Annotated in this window: 28 protein-coding genes and 1 pseudogene; 13 read left to right on the plus strand and 16 right to left on the minus strand. The window is 36.7% G+C overall.

All coding sequences use genetic code 11. The features are described from left to right. Positions 1 to 27 precede the first annotated feature (27 nt). From T479_RS06780 to T479_RS06790, 3 genes are all read right to left on the minus strand, one after another. The gene (locus tag T479_RS06780) at positions 28 to 291 is read right to left on the minus strand and encodes a PTS sugar transporter subunit IIB (RefSeq protein WP_024362386.1); all 264 of its coding nucleotides are present in this window, start codon (positions 289 to 291) and stop codon (positions 28 to 30) included. Further along, positions 292 to 747 carry a PTS sugar transporter subunit IIA gene (locus T479_RS06785; protein WP_025219012.1) on the minus strand — a complete coding sequence of 152 codons (456 nt, stop codon included), beginning with the start codon at positions 745 to 747 and terminating at the stop codon, positions 292 to 294. It abuts the gene before it with no gap. A 198-nt stretch (positions 748 to 945) separates the two neighbouring features. Then, entirely contained in the window at positions 946 to 1,842 is an 897-nt protein-coding gene (locus tag T479_RS06790; protein WP_025219013.1) for a LysR family transcriptional regulator, read from the minus strand. 137 nt (positions 1,843 to 1,979) lie between these two features. On the opposite strand from T479_RS06790, the gene T479_RS06795 reads away from it, so the two are divergent. The 8 genes from T479_RS06795 to T479_RS06830 all read left to right on the plus strand — a co-directional run bounded on the left by T479_RS06795 (position 1,980) and on the right by T479_RS06830 (position 10,883). Continuing rightward, complete coding sequence (locus T479_RS06795) at positions 1,980 to 2,945, plus strand: ABC transporter ATP-binding protein (RefSeq protein WP_025219014.1); 966 nt, start codon at positions 1,980 to 1,982, stop codon at positions 2,943 to 2,945. Beyond that, entirely contained in the window at positions 2,942 to 3,973 is a 1,032-nt protein-coding gene (locus tag T479_RS06800; protein WP_024362382.1) for an ABC transporter substrate-binding protein, read from the plus strand. Before T479_RS06795 ends, T479_RS06800 begins: the two co-directional genes overlap by 4 nt. A gap of 131 nt (positions 3,974 to 4,104) precedes the next feature. Next, positions 4,105 to 5,766: an ABC transporter permease gene (locus T479_RS06805; protein WP_025219015.1), complete on the plus strand. Its 1,662-nt coding sequence runs from the start codon at positions 4,105 to 4,107 to the stop codon at positions 5,764 to 5,766. Continuing rightward, a complete protein-coding gene (locus T479_RS06810; protein WP_025219016.1) occupies positions 5,759 to 6,850 on the plus strand; it encodes an MBL fold metallo-hydrolase in 1,092 nt (363 codons plus the stop codon). The genes T479_RS06805 and T479_RS06810 overlap by 8 nt, the downstream gene beginning before the upstream one ends. Further along, positions 6,847 to 7,653 carry a hypothetical protein gene (locus tag T479_RS06815; protein WP_025219017.1) on the plus strand — a complete coding sequence of 269 codons (807 nt, stop codon included), beginning with the start codon at positions 6,847 to 6,849 and terminating at the stop codon, positions 7,651 to 7,653. The genes T479_RS06810 and T479_RS06815 overlap by 4 nt, the downstream gene beginning before the upstream one ends. 538 nt (positions 7,654 to 8,191) lie before the next feature. After that, a complete protein-coding gene (locus tag T479_RS06820) occupies positions 8,192 to 9,493 on the plus strand; it encodes a M48 family metallopeptidase (protein WP_025219018.1) in 1,302 nt (433 codons plus the stop codon). A 110-nt stretch (positions 9,494 to 9,603) separates the two neighbouring features. After that, on the plus strand, positions 9,604 to 10,419 hold the full coding sequence (locus tag T479_RS06825; RefSeq protein ID WP_024362377.1) for a YitT family protein: 816 nt from the start codon (positions 9,604 to 9,606) through the stop codon (positions 10,417 to 10,419). Between the two features lie 107 nt (positions 10,420 to 10,526). Next, complete coding sequence (locus tag T479_RS06830) at positions 10,527 to 10,883, plus strand: MmcQ/YjbR family DNA-binding protein (protein WP_024362376.1); 357 nt, start codon at positions 10,527 to 10,529, stop codon at positions 10,881 to 10,883. A gap of 22 nt (positions 10,884 to 10,905) precedes the next feature. Here T479_RS06830 and T479_RS06835 read toward each other — a convergent pair whose 3' ends face one another. From T479_RS06835 to T479_RS06860, 6 genes are all read right to left on the minus strand, one after another. Then, the gene (locus T479_RS06835; protein WP_024362375.1) at positions 10,906 to 11,250 is read right to left on the minus strand and encodes a GIY-YIG nuclease family protein; all 345 of its coding nucleotides are present in this window, start codon (positions 11,248 to 11,250) and stop codon (positions 10,906 to 10,908) included. A 16-nt stretch (positions 11,251 to 11,266) separates the two neighbouring features. Further along, a complete protein-coding gene (locus tag T479_RS06840) occupies positions 11,267 to 12,022 on the minus strand; it encodes a DUF2087 domain-containing protein (protein WP_025219019.1) in 756 nt (251 codons plus the stop codon). A gap of 133 nt (positions 12,023 to 12,155) precedes the next feature. Then, positions 12,156 to 13,031: an ABC transporter permease gene (locus tag T479_RS06845; RefSeq protein WP_025219020.1), complete on the minus strand. Its 876-nt coding sequence runs from the start codon at positions 13,029 to 13,031 to the stop codon at positions 12,156 to 12,158. Further along, a complete protein-coding gene (locus tag T479_RS06850; protein WP_025219021.1) occupies positions 13,015 to 13,950 on the minus strand; it encodes an ABC transporter ATP-binding protein in 936 nt (311 codons plus the stop codon). The genes T479_RS06845 and T479_RS06850 overlap by 17 nt, the downstream gene beginning before the upstream one ends. Before the next feature lie 6 nt (positions 13,951 to 13,956). Continuing rightward, complete coding sequence (locus tag T479_RS06855; RefSeq protein ID WP_025219022.1) at positions 13,957 to 14,361, minus strand: DUF3021 domain-containing protein; 405 nt, start codon at positions 14,359 to 14,361, stop codon at positions 13,957 to 13,959. 1 nt (position 14,362) lies between these two features. Continuing rightward, on the minus strand, positions 14,363 to 14,812 hold the full coding sequence (locus tag T479_RS06860) for a LytTR family DNA-binding domain-containing protein (protein ID WP_025219023.1): 450 nt from the start codon (positions 14,810 to 14,812) through the stop codon (positions 14,363 to 14,365). Between the two features lie 318 nt (positions 14,813 to 15,130). Here T479_RS06860 and T479_RS06865 point away from each other — a divergent pair, with 318 nt between their 5' ends. Further along, on the plus strand, positions 15,131 to 16,165 hold the full coding sequence (locus tag T479_RS06865; protein WP_025219024.1) for an AbrB family protein: 1,035 nt from the start codon (positions 15,131 to 15,133) through the stop codon (positions 16,163 to 16,165). 50 nt (positions 16,166 to 16,215) lie between these two features. Here T479_RS06865 and T479_RS06870 read toward each other — a convergent pair whose 3' ends face one another. Then, positions 16,216 to 17,910 (minus strand): methyl-accepting chemotaxis protein, encoded by a 1,695-nt coding sequence (locus T479_RS06870; protein ID WP_024362368.1) that lies wholly within the window; start codon positions 17,908 to 17,910, stop codon positions 16,216 to 16,218. 286 nt (positions 17,911 to 18,196) lie between these two features. On the opposite strand from T479_RS06870, the gene T479_RS24295 reads away from it, so the two are divergent. The 4 genes from T479_RS24295 to T479_RS06885 all read left to right on the plus strand — a co-directional run bounded on the left by T479_RS24295 (position 18,197) and on the right by T479_RS06885 (position 21,857). Beyond that, positions 18,197 to 18,337, plus strand: a complete 141-nt coding sequence (locus T479_RS24295) for an RAxF-45 family protein (protein ID WP_279633374.1) — start codon at positions 18,197 to 18,199, stop codon at positions 18,335 to 18,337. Positions 18,338 to 18,441: 104 nt separating this feature from the next. Continuing rightward, positions 18,442 to 20,247: a ribosomal protection-like ABC-F family protein gene (gene abc-f / locus T479_RS06875; protein ID WP_025219025.1), complete on the plus strand. Its 1,806-nt coding sequence runs from the start codon at positions 18,442 to 18,444 to the stop codon at positions 20,245 to 20,247. After that, on the plus strand, positions 20,240 to 21,031 hold the full coding sequence (locus T479_RS06880; protein WP_025219026.1) for a GNAT family N-acetyltransferase: 792 nt from the start codon (positions 20,240 to 20,242) through the stop codon (positions 21,029 to 21,031). The genes abc-f and T479_RS06880 overlap by 8 nt, the downstream gene beginning before the upstream one ends. A gap of 91 nt (positions 21,032 to 21,122) precedes the next feature. Then, complete coding sequence (locus tag T479_RS06885; protein ID WP_024362365.1) at positions 21,123 to 21,857, plus strand: hypothetical protein; 735 nt, start codon at positions 21,123 to 21,125, stop codon at positions 21,855 to 21,857. 62 nt (positions 21,858 to 21,919) lie between these two features. Here T479_RS06885 and T479_RS06890 read toward each other — a convergent pair whose 3' ends face one another. From T479_RS06890 to T479_RS06915, 6 genes and pseudogenes are all read right to left on the minus strand, one after another. Then, the gene (locus tag T479_RS06890) at positions 21,920 to 22,300 is read right to left on the minus strand and encodes a hypothetical protein (protein ID WP_024362364.1); all 381 of its coding nucleotides are present in this window, start codon (positions 22,298 to 22,300) and stop codon (positions 21,920 to 21,922) included. 472 nt (positions 22,301 to 22,772) lie between these two features. After that, positions 22,773 to 23,315: pseudogene (locus tag T479_RS22755) on the minus strand (peptidoglycan recognition protein family protein); the annotation flags it as partial. Further along, positions 23,305 to 23,595, minus strand: coding sequence for a phage holin family protein (locus tag T479_RS06900; protein WP_025219028.1), 291 nt, complete (start codon positions 23,593 to 23,595; stop codon positions 23,305 to 23,307). The gene T479_RS06900 and the pseudogene T479_RS22755, both read right to left, overlap by 11 nt. Positions 23,596 to 23,612: 17 nt before the next feature. Further along, a complete protein-coding gene (locus tag T479_RS06905) occupies positions 23,613 to 23,999 on the minus strand; it encodes a hypothetical protein (protein ID WP_144340672.1) in 387 nt (128 codons plus the stop codon). A gap of 102 nt (positions 24,000 to 24,101) precedes the next feature. After that, positions 24,102 to 24,551: a hypothetical protein gene (locus tag T479_RS06910; protein ID WP_025219030.1), complete on the minus strand. Its 450-nt coding sequence runs from the start codon at positions 24,549 to 24,551 to the stop codon at positions 24,102 to 24,104. Between the two features lie 22 nt (positions 24,552 to 24,573). Beyond that, entirely contained in the window at positions 24,574 to 26,490 is a 1,917-nt protein-coding gene (locus T479_RS06915; protein ID WP_025219031.1) for a DNRLRE domain-containing protein, read from the minus strand. Positions 26,491 to 26,519: the final 29 nt, after the last annotated feature.

Raw genomic sequence — 26,519 nt, forward strand, 5'->3', positions numbered from 1 at the left:
CGTTACAACTGCACATCATATTGTCCATTACAATAGTGGGGCAAGTTTTCCTTTGATTTCTGGGATACTCATCATATTGACGATTCGCACAATTTTTCGCACACCATTATCTAGTTGGTCGACGATATCTCCTGCACCAATATAAATATCAGCCTTTTCAGAAGTTGCAGATGTTAAATCAGTATGCGTTACCTCTGCTTCTTTGCTGAGTTCTAGCAATGCTTTTTTGATAGTCAGTTCCATCATGAAGCTACTGCCTAAGCCATTTCCACAAACGACTAAAATTTTCATTTATAATTGCTCCTTTGTTGCATATTGTTTGATTTTATCCATGACGCATTTTGCACGCTTACATCCGATAATGTTATCGATTTGGCTAGGTTCTTGTAAGACTTGTGTTAAATCTACTAATGCCTGTAAATGGGTTGTATGATCTGTCGCTGCTAAAATAATGATTACATACACAGGTTTATCGGGTCCGAAATATACAGGTTTTTGTAAAACTAATAAACTCATCGCTAATTCGTTTACTCCATCGGATGGCCGCGCATGTGGAATTGCTACTTTAGGTGTAAGTACAACATAGGGACCGTGTTGTTCAATGGAATCGATCATGGCTTGGATATAGCGCTTTTCTATTTTGTTTTGCTGTAAGAGTGGTGATGCAGCAAAGCGTATAGCATCCTGCCAGTTTGCTACTTCGTTTGTGATTTGGATAGTCTCACTCTGAAGCAATTCGGTAAGCAACTTGTCATTCCTCCTTTCGTTAGAGCACAACATGTCTTCTATCCATGTTATTAATGGTTGCTATGTAATTATGTCAGATTACTGAATTTTTTTAGTAAATATGTTGAAAAAGGGAGTAAGTTGAAAGTTATTTTATGCAGATAGATGAGGGAGAGCTCACAGTTGGTTGATGCTGTGAGACTCATTGCTTGAAGCGGATTATGTTTTGATTTTTTGTGCTAACTCGTAAATCACTTTTTTGACAAATACATCAATTTGATTGTCTAGTCTAGATTGCGGGTAAACTAGTTGGATTTTCCGTTTTAGCGTAATATCATTTAAATCTTTTTTGATTAATAAGCCAGATTGCAGTTCGTCCTCAATAAGGGAAACGGAAAGAAAAGCAATGGTTTTACCAAACGTCAGCATTTTTTTTATCGTACTTACAGAATCGAGTTCAATGGTATTAAATGCTGGTTGGAAAGGGTCCAACCATTTTTCGATAAAATGATTGGTTGAACTAGAGGAAGTATGTAATAATACTTTGTTTTTAAGGACATCGGATTGCGAGATGTCCTTTTTTGCTGCCAGCTCGTGACGAGGGCTTAGAGCTAAAACAAGCGAATCTTCACCAATTGTTTCATAGATTAATGCTTTGTTTTCTTGCTTTGTTTCCATAATTAACCCAAAATCTAGTTCTTGCAGGGCTACCATTTTTTCAATTTCAGGTGCTGTTTTAACCTCTAAGGATATACGGATGTCAGGATATGTAGTGGAAATTTGATTAATAATTTCAGGCATATAAATATGCGCAGGTAGGGCACTTGCACCTAATCGAATGGAGCCAATATTGCCTGCTAATAGATTTTCAATGAAACGATTCATATCGTTTTGTAGTTGGACAATTTGTCTTGCGTAGTGATAGAGCCCCTCTCCAGCTTCTGTTAAACGATAGCCACCCGCATTTGTGCGAAACAAACGTATCCCGTACTCTTCTTCAATCGAGCGAATATGAAAGGACACCGTAGGCGGCGTAATACCTAGCTCTTTAGCGACAGGAGCTAATTTTTTAAAATCGACGAGTAAACAAAATGCCTGTAATTTCAGATGATTCATTTTAGCCTCCTAAAGGAAATTCGAAAAAGTATTGCATTTCCTTAAGTTTATTAGACTTTTTTTAACGACATATTAATAGTAGGTTAATATTTTCTAAATATCTGGAAACTATAGTAGAGATAGACGAGGAGGATACCATGAAAATCTCAATAACGAACTTAGAGAAAAAATATGGACAGGCACAAGCGTTATGGCCCATTAATGTGGAATTAGATAGTAAGTTCATTACAATTTTAGGACAATCGGGCTGTGGTAAAACAACATTCTTGAAAATACTAGCTGGTCTTGAAAAGCCAACAAATGGTGAAATTGCATTCGATGACACAATCATTTATTCGTCTAAGCTTCACAAAAATGTTAAACCAAATAAACGCAATATTGCCATGGTCTTTCAAGATTTCGCATTATGGCCTCATATGACCATTTTCCAAAACATCGCATTCGGCTTAAAAGGAATGATGCCAAAAGAAGAAATACCAGAGCGAGTAGCATATGTGATGCGGTTAGTGAAGATGGAAGGATATGAAAAACGTAAGCCGGGACAATTATCGGGAGGCCAACAACAACGAGTTGCATTGGCAAGGGCATTGGCAACGAATCCAAAGTTAATTTTGTTTGATGAACCATTATCAGCGTTAGATGCCGTACTTAGAGAAAAAATGCAGGATGAAATTATGCATATTATTTATGAACTGGATTGCCAAGCTATTTTTGTAACACATGATCAAACAGAAGCTATGACGATGTCGGATCAAATAATTGTGATGGAATCAGGTAAAATTGCGCAGGTTGGATCACCTGAGGAAATTTATCATACGCCGGCAACACCTTATGTAGCGGATTTTATAGGGAAGGTCAATTGGTTCGGTAAAGGGAATCGAATTGTACGTCCGGAGGGAGTATCGAGACAACACTATCCTGGAAGCATTGCGAAACAGGCAATGATTGTGAAAAGTACTTTTGTTGGTGATCGCTATTTAGTTCATGCGCAAGTTGAAGGGAAGCAATGGAGCTTTTATGAAGCTGTACCGCTTGAACACGGACAGCAACTGGAAGTTTTTGTGGATACTAAACAAATCTATCAATTGGAGGGTTTACAGTGAAAAAACGTTTCAAATTATTAGCAACAGCGAGCTTTCTTGTGGCATTAACATTAGCAGGGTGCAACGCTACAAAGTCGACTGACAGTGTGAAGAATGATGCAGCCAGTGCAAAGCCAAATGAAGTGCAAACACTAACAGTCTATTCTGCTGGTCCTGATGGCTTGGCAGCAAATATTCAACAAGCTTTTGAAGAAAAAACGGGCATGAAAGTAGAGATGTTCCAAGGGACAACGGGCAAAATTTTATCGCGTTTAGAAGCAGAGAAAAATAATCCGGTCGCAGATGTCGTTGTGCTAGCTTCTATTGCATCAATGGATGGATTAAAGGAAGCCAACCAATTACAAAGTTACAAAGAAGCTGAAAATGCTAGTAAAATGAACCCCGATTGGTCAGATGCAGAAGGCTATTATTATGGCTATAGCGCATCGGCATTAGGCATTGCCTACAATACGAAAAATACGAAAGACATACCAAGCGAATGGACAGATTTAGCTAAAGCACAGTGGCAAGGTAAAATAAATATTCCTGATCCAAGTTTGTCTGGATCTGCTGTTGATTTTATTTACGGTTATACAGAAGCGGAAAAATCGGCATGGGATACAATCCAAGCATGGAAAAACAATGGACTACAAGTGAATGGAGCCAATAAGGAAGCATTGGATGCTGTTATTACAGGTGATAAAAATGCAACCATTTCAGGTGTTGACTATATGGCGTATAAAGCGAAAGCGAGTGGGGAACCAGTAGAAATTGTTTATCCGAAGAGTGGAACGGTTGTTAGTCCGCGAGCAGTAGGCATTATGAAAGATGCTAAAAATGTGGAAGGTGCGCAGGCCTATGTGAATTTTTTACTTTCAGATGAAGGACAAAAACTAGTGGCAGATGCTTATCTACTACCTGGCAATCATGATATAGCTGTAAAAGATCGCGCAGCATTGGATGAAATCCCGCAGTTAAATGTGAGCTGGAAAGGTTCAGAAGCAAAGCAACTTGATATTTTAACGAAGTTCAATGATATTTTTCGTTAAGTTGCAAGCTTCCTTCTAGATGATGCAATCATCCTGCGTGTGTAAAATTCGCTATTGGTCAGTCATAACTTTATAATACTGACTATTGCGAATTTTTTGAAAATAAAGCTCTTTGAAAGGAATAACGCAACATGATAATGGAAAGCAGACGAAGTTTTGGCTTGTTATTGACGATTGTCGCAACGTTTGCGATCGCACCATTAATAGCCATTATGTATTATACATTTGTCCATGATGGTCTAGTTGATGTTTCACAATTTAGTAGCATGTTTGCTAATGAAAGATTATGGCAGACTTTAGGCAACTCATTATTATTAGGTGTATTGGTTATTTTAGGTACGACGATATTAGCATTGCCTATGGCATTTATTCGCACGAAAACAACTTTACAAAAATATGATTGGCTAGATATTGTCCTAACGATTCCTTTTATGACACCCCCTTATATCGGTTCCATGGGATGGATATTATTTATGCAAAATAATGGATTTTTACAGCAACTAGTGCCAGGCACAGCTTGGTTGTCTGATGCCTTTTTTTCTTTATTTGGCATGGTCATGGTTATGAGTCTACATCTATTTCCTTTTCTATACTTAATGCTGAAAAATACGTTGCTTAGAATAAATGGTTCCTTTTTGGATGCTGCACTTATTTTCGGACGTAGCTCTTTGCGCAACTGGCTACAAGTAATACTGCCGTTACTTATTTCTAGTTATGTTCTTGGGGTATTGTTAATTTTCATTAAAACGCTAGCGGAATTCGGGACGCCTGCTACGTTTGGAAGCCGTATCGGTTTTCATGTTTTTACGACAGAAATTCATGCTTATCTTTCAAGGTGGCCAGTAGATATTCGAATGGCTACATCGCTTTCTGTATTTTTGCTTTCCGTATGTCTTATTATCTGGTATTTTCAAAATCTTATCGGACGAAAGTTTACATATAGCGTACTTTCAGGAAAAACGCCCGCTGCACGTGAAATAAAAGATAAATGGTTTATCCAATTGGGATCATGGTTTTATGTAGGTTTTGTATTATTGTTTGCAATCGGTATTCCTTACTTTTCAATAATTGTAACCTCGCTACAAAAAGTAAGGGGAGACGGTTTACGTGCAGGCAATTTCACATTAGCGTCTTATCAGGCTGTCTTTACTAGTGGTAGCGCTGGCTTAACGGCATTTTTAAATAGCGTTGTTTTTTCAATATTTACAGCAGTTATTACAGCGATAATTGGTTTATTTATTGCCCTTTACATTAAAAAAGGAGAAACGAAAAAGCAACAACTATTAGATTTCTTTAGTCTAATGCCGAATATTATTCCTGGTATCGTCTTTGTTGTCGGCTTAATTATGTTTTGGAATGCCCCATGGTTACCAGCAACCATTTACAATACAAAGGCGATGGTTGTTGTAACTTATTGTGTGCTGTTCTTACCCTACGCTGTGCAATATACAAAATCCTCTTTATCACAGCTAGATCAATCTATTTTCCAATCAGCTGCGATTTTTGGACGCAATAGTTGGGACGTGTATCGAGCTATCATCATCCCCCTGCTAATGCAAGGAATACTTGCTGGTATGATGATGACATTTATTATTTCAATGCGCGAACTAGTCGCGGGTCTCCTTATTTTGCCTCCTTCAGTTGAGACAGGCGCAACATTTATTTACAGCCAATTTGAACAAGGCAATGTTGGGATAGGAATGGCTGTTGCAGTTATTACAGTCGCGATGACCGTTGTTTTTATGTTCCTATTAAATTGGCTTCAAAGATGGGGAGGACATGTACGTGCTTAATGTAGAGATTTTAGGAGGGGTTGGAGAGTACGGACGAAATTGCTTTTATCTCGAAAAGGACGGACGAGCGATATTACTTGATTGTGGTGTCATGAATAATCGAGAAAAAACGATGCCAACCTTAACTCCCGCTCATGTGGCAAAACTTGATGCTGTGTTTATTTCTCATTCGCATATTGATCATGTCGGCGCGCTTCCTTTACTGGAACAGTGGGGTTACAATGGTCAACTAATTATGAGTGAGATGACAGCAAAACAATTAAAACACGCTTATCCAAACATTCAAACCTTTTCACCAGAATCGATTGGTTATTGGTTACATATTAATCAGCATCTTTCTTTTCAATGGGGTTTTAGTGGGCATCTAATAGGAAGTGTTTGGTACAGCATTCGATTTTTGGGGGAGGTGATATTTTTTTCGGGAGACTATGTTTTAGATTCCTATCTATTAAAGGCCAATCTTCCGTATGAGGATTGTGGGAAGTATAACGTCGCGTTTATCGATAGTGGGCATGTTGAAAAGACCATTAAGAACGAAGAAGTATTGCAACAAATAGTGGAGTTTATTTGTACGAACGCTAGTAGACCGATTATTTTCCCTTCGTCCTTTTCAGGCAAAACGGCTGATATTGCGATTTATCTTTTTGCGCATAGTACAAGAAAAGTGTGTATTGATCATCAGTTTTTCCCATTGTTTGAAGATTACTATGCAGCACCTGAAAATGTGGTACCTACTCCGATATTGCCGTTGTTTAGAAGTGAATGCTTACAAGAGAAGACTGTGGAGGAAAATGCTATTTATTTTGTTCCAGAGCGAGAGGAAGCAACAATATCGCAACTACTCAAAAATAATCCATCAGCAATTGTTATCTTTACAGGATATTTGAATAAAGCTAGTTATATTCAACCATTAGCACCCCATCAAGTAAAACAGTTTTTTTACAAAACACATCCGGATTATGAGGATATTATTGCCCTGTCCAAGCACATAAATGCTGAGAAAACCATTTATTTTCACAGCCATTTTACAAATGAAGAAACAACACTATTAACTTTAATCGGAAAAGAGGCGGATATAGGATGAATCATTTTAAAAGAGTTGCACTGAAATTGGTCGTAATGGTCATGGTACTGGGCACGCTTGGCCTATTGAATACAGTACAAGCGAAAGCAGCAATAGAGCCTAGTCATGAGATTAAATATAATTTGCGAACGGATTTATTTAATGAATCAGCCATTTTAAAACTTTTTGCAGCAACGAAAAAAGATGAAGTAAAGATTTACTATTTCGATACAAATAATCAAGAATTTTTAAATGCAGATTATAACAACCGTTTACGTGTCTATAAAGATAGCACGAAAATCGATATTACGTATAAAAAGAGATTTCTGAATACACCGCTTGACGAAGCACTAGCAATCACCCAAAGCCACGGCTTTACAGGGGATGAATCTAACTATAAGTTTGAAATGGATATTAAGGGGGGAAATCGTACATTTACAATTAGTCGCAAAGAATCGTTAAAAGCAACGACTAAAGTTTCTTTCGATGCAGTGGATGAAAATGCTGCGAAAAAAATGATTTTAGATAATGTTCCAAAGAAAATTTTAAATTGGGATTCGGCAACATGGTATAACAACACGTTATCGCAAGCCATCGTGTATGGGCCTGCCAATGCAACAACCTATAAAGGAAGTTATGCAGGCTATGAGGCTGATATCGAGGTTTGGCATTATCAAGGGGATGTTATGATAGAACTATCTACTAAAGAAGACGACGCCACAAAAGATGCAGTAATTGAGCAAGTATGGCATGATCAGCTAGAAGCAGCTGGATATCTTAGTGCGGATCAACGTGGAAAAACAGCCTTTGTAATGGAGCAATAAGAATACCCGCGGAACAAGGTAAAATACCCGCGAAGTGAGAGTTTACCCGCGGAACAAGGTAAAATACCCGCGAAGTAAGAGGTTTTACCCGCGGAACAAGGTAAAATACCCGCGAAGTAAGAGGTTTTACCCGCGAAACAAGGTGAAATACCCGCGAAGTGAGAGTTTACCCGCGGAACAAGGTAAAATACCCGCGAAGTGAGAGTTTACCCGCGGAACAAGGTGAAATACCGGCGAAGTGAGAGGTTTTACCCGCGGAACAAAGACAAATACCCGCGAAGAACGAGGACCTGCAATAATATTGTTAAATACGGATGAAAAAAATTTTTCGTGATACGTTCACGGGATTTTTTTGTTAATTTACGGCTTTAAAATAAGTATGGATAATGAACAGCCTAGTAGGTAATAAATATCGTGTTGACTATGGAGTGAATTGGTCAAAGCGTGAAAATAAAACCTATAAACTTTGTTCTAACTTTTTTAATTTAGCTTACACTTACTATAGGACGAACTTTGTGTGGAGTAAGGGGGAAATAACATAGCGAAAAAAATGGGAGTTGTGGCACTACTAATATTTGGTGCCTACGTTCTGGGCATGTATTGGTATATATTTCATAGTGGTGGTGGCACAATACCGCGAGCGTTTCAAGGCTCCGTTGCGGACCCAGTTATGTTTATGTCTGAAAAAGAACTAAACTTAAGTCTGGAATATTCGAAAATACGAAATTTCTTATTTTTTGTAGTAACACCATTTGAATGGCTTGCTTATATTGTGATTTTGTTAATGGGTGTTTCTCGCTATTTTGAAAAAGTTTCGACGTCCCAAACGAAAAGGAAGCCGTTACAAAATGCTGCTTATTTATTTTTATTATCGTTTTTGCTGTATGTAGTCCTTTTCCCAATTGAATACTATCGTTACTATTTAAGTAAAAGCTATGGCATTAGCACTCAAGCTTTTCCGTCTTGGATGCGTGACGGTGTCATCGATTTTTGGGTTAACTTTGGCATGACTTTTATTATCGTATCCGTTCTTTATTGGCTTATGAAAAAGAGTGCCAAGAGATGGTGGCTATATGCGTGGATATTAACGATTCCCTTTACAATTTTTGTAATGTTTATTCAGCCCGTTGTAATTGATCCGTTATACAATGATTTTTATCCGCTAAAAAACAAGGAGCTAGAAACCAAAATATTAGCAATAGCAGAACAAGCGGATATTCCGGCAGAGCATGTGTATGAAGTGAATATGGCACAAAAGACCAATGCATTAAATGCTTATGTGACGGGTATTGGTAGTAATTCAAGAATTGTGCTGTGGGATACGACGTTAAATCGTTTAACAGATAATGAAATTTTATTTATTATGGCACATGAGATGGGGCATTATGTTGAGAAACATATTTACTTTGGCATTGCGGGTTATTTATTAATGACCTTAGTCGGGCTTTGGATAACAGCGAAAATTATGCGGTGGGTAATAGCCCGTTACGGACATGCATTAAAAATTACAAAAATAAGTGACATCAATTCTTTGCCACTATTTTTACTTATTACATCTTTTTTATTATTTGCTTCGAGCCCTTTATCGAATTTTATATCAAGATATCAGGAAACGCGAGCCGATCAATATGCCATATCAATGATGGACGATCGTCAGGCAGCTGTAACGGCATTCCAAAAGCTTACCATATCAGGATTAAGTGAAGTGAACCCACCGCTTCTTGTGAAATGGTTCCGCTATACACATCCAACCATGCTTGACCGCATTATGAAAGTAGCGGAAACGGAAGAACCAATCAAAGAAAAGCCGATAAAAGAAGAACAGAAAAAAACGAGGTAATGATGGAAGTTTAATAATCCACAATTGCCGAGGTTTTTCAGACGAATAAATTGGGTATTCTAACGATAAGTTGATCAAAATTTGTTCGTTTTAGAATGGTAGGGGAGTTTATGCGCAATATTGTTATTATAACGCTTGCATCCATTTTAATGGCATTTGCTTATAATTTTTTATTAATACCGCATGAGATTTTAAGTGGTGGATTAAGTGGGATTGCCATTATGCTTGGCATCGTAACGCCGTTGAATACAGGTGTGTTAAATCTTTTATTAAACTTGCCCTTGCTTATATTAGGTGTGATGAAGTTAGGGAAACGTTTTATTGCTTATACAATTCTTTCAGTTGCGGTGATGTCTATCGCCTTGTTAATTATTCCGATTTATAAGGCAACACAGGAACCGATTTTAGCTTCCTTATTTGGTGGGGTTATTGTGGGCCTTTGTGTAGGTTTGATTTTTCGCGCATCTGGCTCCTCAGGTGGCTTTGATATTATTGCGATGTTGTTGAGTCGCAAAAGGGATTTTCCACTGGGGGTACTTATTTCAGCTATGAACGGGGTCGTAGTAGCGATTTCAGGTTTTGTTTTTAGTTGGGATGCCGCTTTGCTGACGCTCGTTTCGATATATGCCACTGGAAAAGTTGTTGATACCATCCATACGAGTAATATTAAACTGACGCTTATGATTATTACTAGCAACGGTGAAGATGTGAAACAACAACTGTTAGCTAGGCTGCATCGAGGGATTACGATGATGGATGCGAAAGGTGGCTATTCAGGAGAAGGGCGAAAAGTGCTGATTACCGTCATTACACGTTATCAGCTTGCTGAAGTGAAAAGCCTAATAAAAGAAGCAGATGCAAAAGCGTTTGTGAATATTTTGCAAACAACAGAAGTGATTGGTATGTTTGACCGCGGTTCCAAATGATAGGAAAGTTCAATCATTTGCAAAAAATGTATTTTAAAAACACACGTAATTGATTATAATATAATCGAACGTGTGTTTTTAAATTTTTGTTGAAGAAAGGAGTAAACATGCAAAAAGATAGCATTCATTCGTATTGTTTAAAACTTCGTGGCACAACGCATGATTACAAGGACGAATGGCAGGCTGATCGCTATCATATCGGTGGCAAAATGTTTGCCATGATGGGCGGAGATGCAACGAGAAAACCGATTATTACGTTAAAATGTGCACCTAGTCGTGCAGAAGAATTAAGAGAATCCTATGAAGGCATTATTCCAGGTTACTATATGAACAAAACACACTGGAATTCTATTTATTTAGATGCCAATATACCGAACGAGTTACTTGAACATTTAATTCAGCATTCCTACGAGCTCGTATTCGAAAAGCTAACAAAAAAAGCACAACAGGAAATAGGCATTTGAGTGCCAGTCACGCAAACAATTCTCAAGAGTTATAGCCTTGTTCGCCATAAGGTTGTAGCTCTTCAAGCCATTTTTGTTCAAGCTTTTCGAGTTCTTTTTTGGCATCAAAAAATCCCTCTTCTTTCTGCTTCAAATACTCCACTACTTCGAGCTGAAAGGCATCCGTACCAAATGTATTGTAATCTGCTTGTAACGCTTTATTTGTATACGTATTTGTCTTTAGCATAAACTGAAAGCCATTTAGGCGCTTTAAGTTATTGAAGCTACCAACAAACACTTTGCCATTTTGTTTGTTCGTCATGGTAAAAACGCCTGCTTCAATTTTCATTTCTTTATAAAGTTCTTTTAATTCTTTTTTGTGGTCCATTCATAACCCTACTTTCTTATTTTTTTACCCAATATGCACTACCATCATCCTGACGATCCATAAATCCATATTGAATTAAATAGCGACGAATTTGTACATAATCCTCATACATCGGCTGGATAATTGCATTAAGTTCCTTTTCTGTATAGTGTATTGACTCATCGAGAAGCTTTGTAATGGCACGGAGCACAACAATTTTATGTTTTTCTCGTTTTGGAAAGCGGACAAGCTCCTGCCCAATACCATGAGGGAAGTATTTAGCCAGTAGCTGTTGTTCTTCGGCCAAGGTGATGTTATAGCGATCATCCACCATCGTAGCTGTTTTGTGAATAGGGACAAAAGGTTCTTCCTTTTGACCTTGTTCTTTTAATAGTTCCATCATGGCAAGAAATGTTTTAGCCTGACGTTCTTTTTCTTTTAAGGCAAAACGGTGGTGACGAATCGTTGTGGCACTGCCAATGGCAAGCTCTTCTTTAATGGCCTGATCGGTTTTACCTTCGTAAAATAAACGCAAAATGTGACTTTGATGGTCCGTTAAGCCTGTCATTTTTTTATTTAATCCATTTAAGTAGTGAAAAACAGATTGGTGTGCAGCCGAAATATGATGTTGCATAAATTTTTTTGCTTCATACAGGACATTTTCATGTGGATATATAATCCCTTTTTCAATTTTCTCTCCACAAAGAAGGCAAGTGTAGTGTGTATCTTCATCTGTGTAGCCTTGCTTAATGTCCTCGATAGAAGCCTGCCAAAATAATTGGTTTAGATCCATATGGAACCTCCTTTTAAAAAAACAAACGTATTTAATTTTTGTTTGCTTATTTATATTTAAAATAACAAAACGTTTGTTAAAAAGCAATAAAAATACACACCGCATTTATCGCCGATGTGTATCTTAAATGAACCTAGTGATTTTTCTTTTTGAAAATAATAATTGATAATAGAGCAAGGAGAACAATAGTTATTAAAATAATTATATAACTTGTAGTTAGGCTAACAGCATGGCCATTAAACTCATAAATAATACCGTAATTCAGCTTATAGCTTTCCACATGCTCCGTCGGAACGCCATCAAAAACTTTCGCAATCGAGCTTTCCATAAAGGCATTTCGCAATAGTAATGTAGTATGACTAATTGGAAAATACATGATTAGTTGTTGAGCAAAGCTAGGGAGGACGCCCACAGGGACATAAACACCACATAAAAAACCGAGTACTGTACCAACGATTGTACTTAATGTAGAAAAGGCATTTTGCGTGCTAACAAATAATACAAGAAACATATTAAATACGCTCGCAAGGAATACGGATAATAAAAGTATGCCAATCACGTTGATGAAGGCGCTAAAACTAAGTAGCTTTCCGCCAGTTGATACAATGAAAATCTCACAGCCTATTAGCGCTACGAAGGAGAACAGACAACCGATAATAAAAGCGTTCAATACATAGCTCATGTGAATCGTTGCACGAGAAATAGGAGCTGTGAGAAAATCTGCAGTTGCTTTTGACTCCATATCGCGCACCGCAATGGCAAATGCACCTAAAGTTGTCGTAACCGCCATCATTGATAATAGACCAGCAACAAGCCATTCATTGACCATTGTAATCAACTCAGGAGTAGCCTCTGTTACTTGCTCAATCGCATCCACCTGCATTTTTTGGAGAAAAATTGCGTAAAGAACAATCACAATAATGACGGAAAGCAGAGAGAAAAAGACTTGGGTTTTATCTCTTCTAAAAACTTTACTATTGCGCTGTATTAAGCTAATCATTGCTTCCATTTGTATCATCTCCTTGTGCCATGATATGAAGAAAGACATCATCCATCGTGCCCTTCATAACTTCAAAAGAGGCTAATAGGGGCTCGGCACTTTTTAAAAGTGTAAGTGCTGTCAGTGTAGAGCTAACTCGAACATAGAAAATGCCTTGCTTTTCTGTGTACGGTAAGGTATTTTCCTTAAGCCACTTCAGCCCTAATGAACGATCATGAAATACAAGTGCCATCTGGTCGTAGGCATATTTTGTTTTTAAGGCATCTGGGGTTCCTTCAGCGACAATACGACCTTGTTTTAAGACAATCACCTGATGCGCCACGGCAGCTTCTTCCATATAGTGCGTAGTTAAAAATACGGTCATATTTGTTTCTGCCTGAAGTTGTTTGATTGCTTGCCAAACAAATTGGCGTGTTTGGGGGTCGAGACCAGTTGTAGGCTCGTCTAAAAATAAAATTTGTGGCCGATGAATAAGTGCCCGAGCGATATCCGCGCGTCTTTTTTGTCCGCCTGATAATGTCCCGTATTTTTGCAGTTCAATATCATCTAAATGTAAATAGGTCGAGACGAATTGATAATTTTTTGTCAGCTGTGCTTTCGATAAGCCATATGTTTTGCCGCGGTGCAGGATATTTTCTCGAACGGTTAATCGTTCATCTAGGAGGCTTTGCTGAAAAACAACGCCGATAGATTTGCGTATTTTTGCATTATGTGATTTATCATCAAGTGTATAACCGTTAATCGTAACGGTACCACTAGATTTTTGTAGTAGTGTACATAAAATTTCGATGGTCGTCGATTTACCGGCGCCATTAGCACCTAAAAATGCAAAGAGGGAGCCCTGCTCCACCTTGAAAGAAATTCCTCTTACAGCTAAATGCTCGCCATAGTGCTTTTGTAAGTGGTCAACTTGAATGGCAAATGTCATATTCGTCTATTCCTTTCTTTTTTGGATTTGATTATTGATTTCTTCAATATCGTTTTTTTGCAGTACATATAAAATGCACCATACGATGGAGTAAATGATAATTTCCGCTACAAGCACATACAGTATGCTCGAGTGCTCAAACCAACGCCCAAAATAACCAGCAATCATTACGCAACATGTCACAGCAATAAAATGTGCAATGAGCTGAATAGAAAATGCTAAACGTTCTATTTCAAAGATGAGGGATAGTGAACCTATTACAACACCAAGTATGGCGGCTATGATTATTTGTTCGAAAAGTTCTGCTCCTACTATTGTTGAATGATTCGACATAACACTTATTGTTACTAAAATGTAGGATGAGCTTAGTGAAATCAGTAGTCCAATTATCATCATGCGTAATATTTTCATATTATAATTCCCTCCCTATACCTAATTGGCGTTTTAATTCTTTTAAATATTTTCGGCTAACATGAATGGATACATCATTTTCAAGCAGTAACTCTGTTGCGCCAATTTTACCCATTTGAATAGATGAAATTTTATTGATATTGACGAGCGTCGATTTGCTAACTCTTGCAAAGTCTTTTGCTAATTGGGCTTCTAGCTCATATAACTTGCGTTTGGACTCAAATTCTTGCTCCTCAGTCTGCAAAAAAACTTTTGCCCCTTCAGCAAAAATCGAATAAATATCTGTGATTTTGATTAGATGAATTTCCTGTTGTAAATAGCCATCAAGCATGGTTGTTTGGACTGCTTGTAATTGCTTCATTAATTTTTCAATATGTTCGTTGTATTCTTTGGCATGTATATGAATCTCTGTTTCTTCTAGCGCACTATTAATGGTTAAATGAATTTTCATTGGAGGCCTCCTTTGGTAATCGTATTACCTCATCTCCCGTAAAAGAAAAAGGCATTTATGTACTGAATCAGCTTAATATTAATGTAGCATAGAAATTTTTAACGAAGGCTAAATGTTTAATAAGTGGTAAAAATTAATGACTAACAGGTTTGTTTTATACAATAACGGCAACTAACATCAATTATTTCCATTGCATTTATATTTTTTTGAATATTCAAATTTGTTTTGGTGACAGGCACGTTGAGTAAAAGGCATGGGTAGTAAATTGGGGATGTTCACGTCATAATAGAACTATTCATTCTTGAGGGGTTGCTAGCAATGTTTACATTTTATAAGCAGATGTTCCTAACACTATGTATAGGGTTGTTAGGAGCGCTTTTATTTCAACTTTTACATATTCCGATGCCGTGGTTGTTAGGGGCTATTGCCGCTGTACTTTGCGTGCAGTTATTTACAAACATACAGTTGCGATGGCATCGTTATTTCCGCAATATTGGATTAGTCGTGGCGGGCTACTCCATTGGATTTGCTTTTACTAAAGAAGCCATTCAGGATATTCAACAGTTTTTAGGCAGTATAATTGTGCTAAATATAATTTTTACTATTTTATTTTTTGCCATCAGTTTTTTAGTTGCAAGGCGTACGGATTTAGATTTTTCCACTGCGCTCACATGTTGTGTACCAGGAGGCATGACACAAATTATTGCATTTGCCGAGGAGCAAGGCAATATGAATATGGCTGTCATTACGTTTTATCAGGTATTGCGAGTCCTTTTAATCGTTGGCTTTGTGCCATTAATGGTGACAGGCACTGGTGAAAATCTTGTCATGGTAGATGGAGTCTTTTCTTGGCAGTTGCTAACTTTACTACTTATTTGCGGCTTAGCAGGGTGGCTTGCTCAAAAGGTAAAAATTCCAACGGGCTATATGTTAGGACCAGTATTTTTATTAATGGGGTTGAATATAGCAGAAGTTGCTGTGCCAAAGATGCCATTATCATTGCTGCATATAGCACAGCTAGTAATCGGTATTTATATTGGTCTTTTATTGAAAAAGGAAGATTTACATTTATCAAAGAAGCATGTATTTTATGCTTTTGCGTCAGCAAGTCTTTTTATCGGTGCTGCTTATGTTTTATCTTTTGTGATGAAACATTTGTATAGCCTTGATTTCCGTACAGGATTTTTAAGTATTGTACCAGGGGGACTCGATCAAATGGGCATTATAGCCGCTTCTATACATGCAAATGTAACTATTGTGACCGCTTTTCAGCTATTTAGGGTATTGATAGTATCTGTCTTTCTTGTCCCATTGGTAAAGGTGTTTGTCAAAAAGGTGAAAGTTCATGATTAGAGAATAAAAAAGATTGCTCATACGTTCCCGCGATGAACAATCTTTTGGCCTTAATATTTAAACTGATGAATTAAGTTTTGGAGTGTTTCGGCATTTTTTGTAAGTGTTGTAGCTGCGTTATTAATGTCTTCCATAGAGTAAAGATTTGTCTCGGCAATTTGGGTCACGACTTTTGATTGTTCGCGTGCATCAACCGCAATTTCAGCCATGATTTGGGTAGAGGCATTGGCTTGTTCAATACGCGCATATAGCTCCTCTGCAATACCCGAAACTTCCTGAATTTTATGTGTGACTACCGCTACTTTTGTTGTAATGTTCTCAAATGCGCTATTTGTTGTACGCACTATTTCTACACTTGAAGCGGCTTCTTTTTCACTTTGTTGCATATAGTCGCTTGCTTCTTTTGCTAATTGTTGCATTGTATGAATAGTCTCGGTAATTTGAGCGGCAGATGTTTTAGATTGCTCGGCTAATTTACGAACTTCCTCTGCGACAACAGCAAAGCCTTTGCCATGTTCTCCAGCACGTGCAGCTTCTATAGATGCATTTAAAGCAAGTAAGTTTGTTTGATCGGCTATAGCATGAATAACCTCTACAATGTCTCCAATTGTATTGGCGTGTTTATCCAATGCTACGATTGAATTGACGCTTTGTAAGACGGCTTCGGTCATAGCATGCATTTGAGTTTGCATAGCATGTGCTGTTTTTTCGCCATGTTTAGCCGTATCAAACGCTTCTGAAGCTTGAGATGAAACTTCCATATTTGTTTCCGTTACAAGCTGAATACCGCCTGCAATATCCTGCATGGCTTCTGCATTTTCATTGGCGCTTTGTTTTTGGGTGCTTGCACCGCTCGCTAATTCTTGCATATTGGCTGTTAGTTGTTCCGTTGTTCTTGTTGTAGAGCCTGCTGTTGCAGAAAGCTCAGCAGATGATGCCGAGACTTCATTGGCTGTTTCATCAACTTGTTGCATCATTTTTCGGAGTGTTGCAAGCATTGCATTAAAGGATGTAGCAAGATCTCCGATTTCATCTTTCGTTGTTACAACTAACTGTTGCGTTAAATCGCCTTCGCCAGCTGAAATGGTTTCCAACTGCCTATTTAAACGCTTTAAAGGCTTAACAATATTACGCACAAGCAATGTTCCAGCAATGACAGCGATAATTGCTGCAATGATGGCAACAACCGCCATTTTAAGAAGCATTTTTTGTTCGATAGCATTGATTTCAGAGGAGGGAACACCAGCGAAAATCATACCTATCGTTTCTCCATTCGCATTTTGAATGGGTCCATACTGTGTAAAATAAGGTTTGCCAACTACATCAGCTGCTCCTTTGTAAAGACTTCCTTGTGTAAGCACTGCTTCTGTCACTTTAGGATCGGCAGTTGTGCCAATCGCACGTTGTCCATCAACCTGTATATTCGTGTTAACTCGTGTATCTTGAGCAAAAATAGTAATAGCTGCGTGGGATAATTCTCCTAATTTATCAATTAATGCAGTTTCTTCTGCTATTTTAGCGTCACCTTTGTACAGCTCCCCATTTTTTAAATGCCATTCGCCAGGTAATGCCTGATCTAAATTATAAACACTTAAATCATAGATTTGACTAAGACGTGCTTTATTTTCTGCTTCAATGGTCGTTTTCATTTCGCTTGTATTGACAATACCAACAGCAATTAAAACAAATAAAATAACTGTTACAATCAATAAGCTCATTTTCATTTGCATCGTTAAATTTTTCATAGATTCCCTCCACGTTTTTGTCCACATAAATAGACAGCAAGTATTGCAAAGTAACTTGCTGTAATTGTATGTATTTCAGGAAAACATTGTATTTTTACTAGTATATAATTACTTACGCTATTTGTATATTTCAAAATTAAATATAATTAGTGACATTTAGATTATTTCATTGCTAAATAGTGGAATTTTGCAATGATGGTTGTTCCAGTTGTTGAAATTGAACATTCCCAAATTATATGGAATATGGTATGCTATACCTAACTAATTTGAACGGAGGTGAAAAGGAATGAATTTAAACGCTACGAGAACAGGTGGAAATATAGATATAGCTATTTATTTTACACGTGTTCAAACTTTCGATTTTGCTAACAACGGGATAAGTCTGTCTATTTTTAAGCAAAATCAAATACTAAACGTAGCGAATTAACCATTCTTTTTCACATATATTGAAGAAAAAGACTGCTTGTTAATTGAGCAGTCTTTTTTGTTGTCTAGAGATGTTTTTTCGCGCGTTTCATGGAGGAAAAAACAATGCAAATAAAGGCTGAACAAATACAAAAAATCATCGGTGGAAACGTATTATTTGAAGGATTGCAACTGGAAGTCAATAAAGGGGAACATGTAGCGATTGTTGGTGTGAATGGTAGTGGAAAAACAACTTTACTGCAATTATTAGCAGGGCTCGATACACCTGATGCTGGTCGTATTATTAAAAGTAAAGGAGCAACTATTGGCTACTTACACCAAATTCCAAGCTATCCTTTGCTTACTGTTAAAGAAGTACTGGAGGAAGCATTTGTTGACATCTACAAACTGAAGGCAAAAATGACCACACTGGAACAGGCAATGCAAGTGAATAGTACAGACAAAGTGTTACAACAATATGGTCAAGTTCAGGAACAATTTATGCTGCAGGGGGGCTATGAAGTCGATGCGCAATTAGCTACTATTGCAAATGGACTGAACATTACATCTTTACTTCCTGTGCCCTTTGCAAGCATAAGCGGTGGCGAAAAAACAAAGGTAATGCTAGGTCAAATGCTTTTAAGTAACCCATCTATTTTACTTTTAGATGAACCAACCAATCATTTAGATATGCAAGCAATTGAGTGGCTTGAACAGTATGTACAACACTTTGCTGGCATTGTCATTGCTGTTTCGCATGATCGTCAATTTATGAATCAAGTAGCGCAAAAAATCATTGAAATTGAGGATGGAGAGGCGTTTACCTATGCAGGAAATTATGATGATTTTACTGCACAGAAAGAAGCGAAAGTTGAACAGCAATTTGCTGAATATGAGGAACAGCAAAAGAAAATTAAGAAGATGCAAGAAGCGATTAAACGTTTAAGACAGTGGGCAAATGAAGCGAACCCACCGAATGCCGCATTGTTTCGCCGTGCTAAAAGTATGGAAAAGGCACTGAATCGTATAGAACGAGTTAAAAAACCTGGCACAAAAAAGAAAATGAATCTCGCCTTAACGATGGCTGAACGTAGTGGGAAAGAAGTGATAAAGATGACAGCGATAAGTCATGCATTTGATAAGCCATTATTTAACAATAGTCATCTATCGGTCTATTTTGGACAACGTCTCGCGATTGTAGGCAATAATGGAAGTGGAAAGTCGACCTTATTAAAAATGATGTTAGGGGAGATTGTACCGAATCAAGGAGAGTGTAAAGTAGGTAGTAGTGTAAAAATAGGATATTTATCGCAGCAATTTGACCATGAAAATCCTGCTATTCGTTTAATTGATGCCTTTCGGGAATGTGTATCCGTATCAGAAGCAGAGGCACGTCATTTGTTAGCACAGTTTCTGTTTTATGGATACGATGTCTTTAAGAAAGTGAAGGACTTAAGTGGTGGAGAAAAGATGCGTCTGCGTCTTGCACAATTAATGCATGAAGATATTAATTTACTTATTTTAGATGAACCGACTAACCATTTAGATATAGAAGCAAGAGAGGTATTAGAAGACACCCTTGAATCCTTTACAGGTACTATTATTGGTGTATCCCATGACCGCTACTTCTTACAAAAAATCTTTACAAAAATTGCATGGATTGAGCAAGAAAAGATTTATGTATATGAAGGGGATTATGAATGGGCAAGAACAAAGCATGCCCTCGTTGAGCAAGTGCCTGAAGTAAAAGTGGATAGCAGCACAAAGACAAAAGATCACAGTGATAAAGAACTCCCAATTGAAGAACAAATTGAAAAAGTAGAATTTAAATTAAAAGAACCTACACTTGCTAAAGAGCAACGTCAAAAATTGGAGCAACAGTTAGAAGCTCTATATGTTAAATGGTTGGAAGGAGGAACAACACATGCATAAGCTCCAAGACATTATGCAGTTAGATATTGACTATATCAATGAGTTTAGTGAGATGGAACGGTGTCCGGAAGGAGTATTTTTTTACAATAAGGAAATGCCTATGTACTATGACGCCAACCATGCACATATATGGAAGAGAGTAGAGCAAGCAGAGACATTTTTAACTAATGTAAAACAATTCTATCTCTCAAAAGGATTAATTCCGAGAATGTATTTATATAATGTTGAGGAAAATCATCACTGTGTGGAGGCATTATCATCACATGGTTTTCAATATGAGTCTTTTACGGATGACATCCAGTGTTGGAATGGCGAATTTGTTATATTACCGCATAATCCAGCGATTCGCATTGAACGTGTGACAGATGCAAATGTACAAGAAGCACTTGAAGTAGAAATGACTATCTCTACATTTGGTGAGCCTGCTTTAATAAAAAGGGCGTTCGAAAACATGTACTGTTCACCGCATTTTACGTACTATTTATTAAAAATAGATGGTGTTGCTTGCTGTACGGCCAATTTGTTTCTATCTGGTCGTCAAGGTCGAATTGAAAGTGTCGCAACATTAGAAAGCTATCGTGGAAGAGGATTGATTGGTTATGTATTGCAACATATTCAAAAAGAAGCTGTTAAAAATAACTTAGAACATCTTTGGCTATTGCCTATTAATGAGCAAGTCGCTAAAGTATATGAAAAGGCAAATTTTTATTCTTTTGGTAAAATAAAATCAATACATGCATTTACAGAAGGGAAAACAATTCAAGAAATAAGGTCTGCAAAATAAGTAAATTTTTGAAGGTAAATTACTTGAAAAAAAGTGGTATTCGATTTATTGTCTTTAGAGATACTTGTTAAATGGACTTGGAGGATATGGAATGCACGGAATTTATATACGCTACAATGTCTCAGAAAAAAACCAAGAAGCAAAATGGCCCCGAAAAGTGGATGCATTTGCGTATGTTCAACGAGGAAAACCACAACAAGATAATGACAACATGCTTTCAATGGAGGAGCTAAGAAGTCATGCAATCCGATATATTAAAAGTTTAAAAGAAAATGCGAGTGCCCATTTAGTAGAGCAACATAAAGGGGAAATTGAGCATTTCGATCGCCGCTATATGGAGTCGCTAAAAGTCAAAGAAAATATCGATTCACAGCTTATTAATCTTGAAGAAGTTCGCTTATTATTGCAATTGATGAATGTATTGAATTTATCGCATAGTTTTGGTGAAAATGCTGGAAAGCTGTTACGTCAAATTACGCCATATGCAAAAGATATAGAGCATCCTACTTTCCAAACTACGCGAGTTGAGCGTCATTTTTATAGTGAAATGATTGAGCAAATAGAAGCAATATATGCACGTATTATGCGTCAGCACAATCCATCCACGACAGAAATTCAGCAATCAGAAAAATTATGGATTAGCGTTTGTGAGCAAGCAATTGACAAAGTAGAAGCACGCATTGAGCGCTTATCTTCTATTAAATTAAAGCATGAAAAAAATTTATTAGAGTATAGTCAGTTAAAGCAACAAAACATTGAGGCAAAGGAACGATTAGACCACGCTGTCAATGAACTTGATACGATTTTAAATGTACTAGAATCCTAAGCTGCTATATACAAAAAAGGCATGTTGCCAATTAGTGTTCATTGCTAATTGGCAACATGCTTTTATTTTGCATTATTTTTTTCTGCTTCTTCACGCTTCCATTGGCGATAAACTCGTAATAAGTCAAACCCTAGTACAATCACGATAAGATAGAAAATAGGGCTATTATAAGATAAGCCAATTTCGGACTCGCCACCTAATAATGTGAGCACAATCCAAAGACCAACTGTATAAAGTGTTAAACCAGCATATGCTTTTTTGGATAGCTTTTTATATGTACCTTTTGATGACACTAGATTTATACCAACTAGGACAATTAATATAACAAGAATAATTTTCTTCGACAATATTTCTGCTAACGGAGTGGCAGGGAAAAAATCATTGACGAATAGTAAAGTGAAAAAAATGAAAATACAAACATTAATAATTGTTGATCGCTTCATGCAATATCTCCTTCGATGCCTTTATTCTTTTCTATTGTAACATGGTTTGAGTTTGCATGTTTAATCATCCTTCAGCTGAAAATGTAGTGCGAAAAACTCGTGGCGTGACAAAAGAGAAAAAATGTTTTACTCTGCTGTTGTTGTCCGCTACGGCGCCGTACTTTTTGCCTTAGCACCGTAAACTGACAACACTTGTTTTTGTTTTGTTCGTTCTGAATAGGGGTCGTCTCTCTCCGCTAACAACCTTCTAAGGATTATATTTTTTACAAGGAAAGAACTATTTTTGATTATTTAATCTATAAAGAACTGTAGCAAATTGCTCCCTAGTAAGTGGTTTTTGTGGGTTTTGTCCATTTAATAAACCTTGTTCTTGAGTCCATTTCCATCCTGTTTCATGAGCTTTGTTAACAGGTCGTTCTTCTATTCCTAACATTGCATTAATAAATGCTAATTGTTGGAAAATTTTTTGACAGTCAGCTTTTAATTCTTCATATTGTGACACAGTGAAGCCTCCTTTATTGCTAGTGAGTTTATTCAGTTCTTTTTGAATGCTATTTAAAAACGATGCCCATCTTCCTTCATCAAGAATGCGATGTGGACAATATTTACCACTCCAATCTTGATGTTTTCTTACTCTATCAATTTTCCAACCTCGTTCTAGTAAAAGTTGCGCTATAAATTGTGTAGCTAATTTTTCAGCATTTGCATAACGATTACCACCAGATTTAGAATAGCAAATTTCAATACCAATTGATTGCATATTTCCAAATCCTTTACCATCGCCACAATGCCAACCATTACGGTTTAAAGGTAAACCTTGGATTACTTCTTTATCATCGATAGCATAATGGAAGGATACCTGTTGGCTATTACTAATCATATAATTGATTTCGTTTGCTGCTGATGCATCATTAGCTGTATTATGTACCGTTAAAAATTGCGCATTAATCGTATAAGGGCATTTAATCGTATATTTTGAAGGATGTACTAAATGTTGTTTAATATTAATTGTCAATAAAATCATCTCGTTTCGGTTTCACATATGTCAATGCGTTTTGAGAGTCACTAAAATTAGCTGTGGTAGGATCTAAAACGGCATTATAGGTGCTTACTGCCATTAAAGCTAATACGTAGGGATTAGACACGGCATTGATTATTAAGCTCCGTACACTATCCCAAGTAGTTAAATCAGCTCCAGTAATGCCGTAGTAGGCGAATAGTGGGGTAATAATAGATAATCCAAACGTAATCCAAAATTGAGGGTTTCGACTACGTACTTTCCAGTTGATTTTCATATATAATCCTTCCTTTCTTATAAACCAAGCCATTTTAATATTTCAGTGCCTAAAATGGTGAGAGGAATAAGAATCCACCAATTTAGATATTGTTTAATGATTTCGCTAATGGAAATGTTATCTTTTGCAGATTCATATTTTAAATCTTCTTCAATACTGTCTACTCGTTTACCAATACCTTTTACATCATCTTGCAGTTCTACTTGTGACATGTTTAGTTTCGTTAGATTGATATTGATGTTGTTAAATGTTTTATCCATTCGATTTAATTGAATTTGTTGGTATTTATTCATTTCTTGTTGTTGTTCTGAAACGACTGTTAAACGTTGTAATAATTCATGGTTACCTTCTAATTTTGATATTCTTTTTTCGTGATTCTTCATTTCTACTTCTACAGTCGCCAATCGTTCTCCATGTTTTTCAATTTCCATATTCATCACCAACTTTAAAAAATAATAAAAGGATAGTGTGGATTTACAGTCCACAACTATCCCAAAAGAATACTTCTATTGTTTTTCAAGTAATTGAATGTCCTCGAAAATTTCGCAATATCGATTATATAAAGTTGCTTTTTTACCAGTGAACTCTAAATCTAAATTTAACAGTATTTCTTGTAAAACTTGCAGCATGTCTATTTTATCTGCAGTTTCCTCGATAATAAAATCTTCATGAAGTAATGTTAATATTTGACGCTGAACTTCTTTTTCAGCATCTTTACCGAAAATAGGTATTTCAATTTCCTTATTATCAACAATTTCTTTGTTATATAAAACTTCTCCGTTGTCGTCTTTATCGGCATAATCAGCTACTAATTGTTGTCTTTCCTGATTTACTAAATTTAGCTGATCTTCCAATAGTTTGAGAAACCTGGTACGCATGCGTGACTCTTTCCCTTTTAAAATAAGGTTAAATAGAAAAGCATATAACTCACTAATTTCGTAATTTTTAATAATCATCGTTTTTTCTCCTTTTTCCGTTTTACATTATAAATACATAACCTGAAACGCCACCGTTTACCCTAATAATTGTATTTATGTTGTCTACATACAATATTCGCGGTTTTATTGTTGTTAAAATATCTGAATTATCCCAAGTTGGGATTGTAATTTGAGTCGGGATAGATGGTTTTGATACAATTAATATCGTGTCAATTTGACTAACAGCCTTAATATCAATTTCAGTAGGTAACTGGCTGACTTTTTTTGCTGTAATCTCGGTATGGATTTCATTTATGTAAGAGACAAAAATTTCGGCATTTAAATCTAGAGCTTTTTGTACTCTAATGGCTATACAAGTTGCAACTGCAGGCTTTGATACAACAAGTTCAGTTGCAAGATCACTAATGATATTTGGTTCGATTTCAATCCAAATATCGTCTCGATAGTTTACCGCGATTTCTGCTTCAATCTTTGGTTTAGAAATAGAAATTGTTGAATATAAGTTATGATCTTTAAGAGCTCGTGATGAAATTTCAACAGGAATAGTATCTTTACTTACAAGAATCTCTGTATGTACAATACTTGAAAAAATAGTGTTAATATCAATTTCAGTATTCATATCACTATCCTTATGTGAAGGTATAGTGATTTCTGCTTCTGTGAAAGGCTTATTTACAACTAATTCTATTTCATGCTCTTCATCTTTACTTACGGATGCTGTTATTTCAATTGGAATATTCGGTTTATTAATAGTAATATCTGTAAAAATTGAAGATGTTCTTGCAACTTTAACGCTAATCTCCGTCAAAATCTTGCTTTCATCTGGAATAGCTACTACTAGCTCACTTGGAATTAACGGTTGATTCACTTGTATATCTACGAAAATATCTTCGTCGATAGGTACTTCAGCACGGTGAACGTATAGAAATGTATCATGATCAGAATGTTCAAATGTTGAACCAACTGTGATTTCCGCTTCTTTAACTGAATGCCGCGACGTATAAACAAAAATTTCAGTAATGTGCTGACTTCTACCAAAACTAAATATTGTAGAGTCAAAATAATTTACTACTAGTTCAGGAGGTTGCAGCGATTCTTTTGTTTTAAAGTTAGCGGAGCCATTAGCTATTTCATTCGATACACGAATAATAAAGCCATTATTCACTTGACTAAGGGAGACCCAACTTTTTACGATATCGAACACGTTAAATTCAACGTAACCTGCTTGTTCATTGATAGTGTATTGATTGGTAATTAGTTGAATAGGCGTAGGGCGATTTAAGTGTGTAATACTAGTTTCTGACCATTTACTACCAGAATTTAAAAGTTCCAGTTGAATGCCATTAGGAATACTACCATTGTAGTACAGCCTTACATATGCATTTGTTAAGACAAAAGAAGGATTGATAGAAGAAACGTCAAATTGTACAAAAGATCGCCAAATATCATCATGACCGTGACCTACCAACATAGATGAATAATCACCATAGTTAATCGTTTGATATTCCGTTTTTTCACGAGTAAAAGCGTCTTGAGTAGGGGTGAATACATTCGTAATAATTGGCGGTTGCTGAACTTCATAAATAGCCGACATTCTGTTGTGCGGCGGCACTTCTATTTCGGCCAGTAGGTTATTATATCCAATTGGTTGAATTACTGTTAGTACATCAGCATTTCCTCGGTACATTATGTTTATGTAAGTTTCTTTCGAAGACTCTTCATAGGCACGAGAAATAATTTCCATATGAACGTCGGCATTTTTTTTAGGTCTTGAAATAATTTCTGTATAAATATCAGCGCTGCCAACCGCAATTAAACTATACTTTGCCTTAAAACTATTACTAACGGTAAGAACAGATTCTATGCCCAGCCAATCGTTTTGCAAGGTTTCGCTTTCATCTGTCTGTTGGTATAGGGGAGGGTCCTTCACTATTTCAATATTATTATCTTCGTTCATCTTTTCACTTCCTTATCACATTGTATTGT

The sequence above is a fragment of the Lysinibacillus sphaericus genome, from assembly GCF_000600105.1.
Taxonomy (GTDB): Bacteria; Bacillota; Bacilli; order Bacillales_A; family Planococcaceae; genus Lysinibacillus; species Lysinibacillus sphaericus.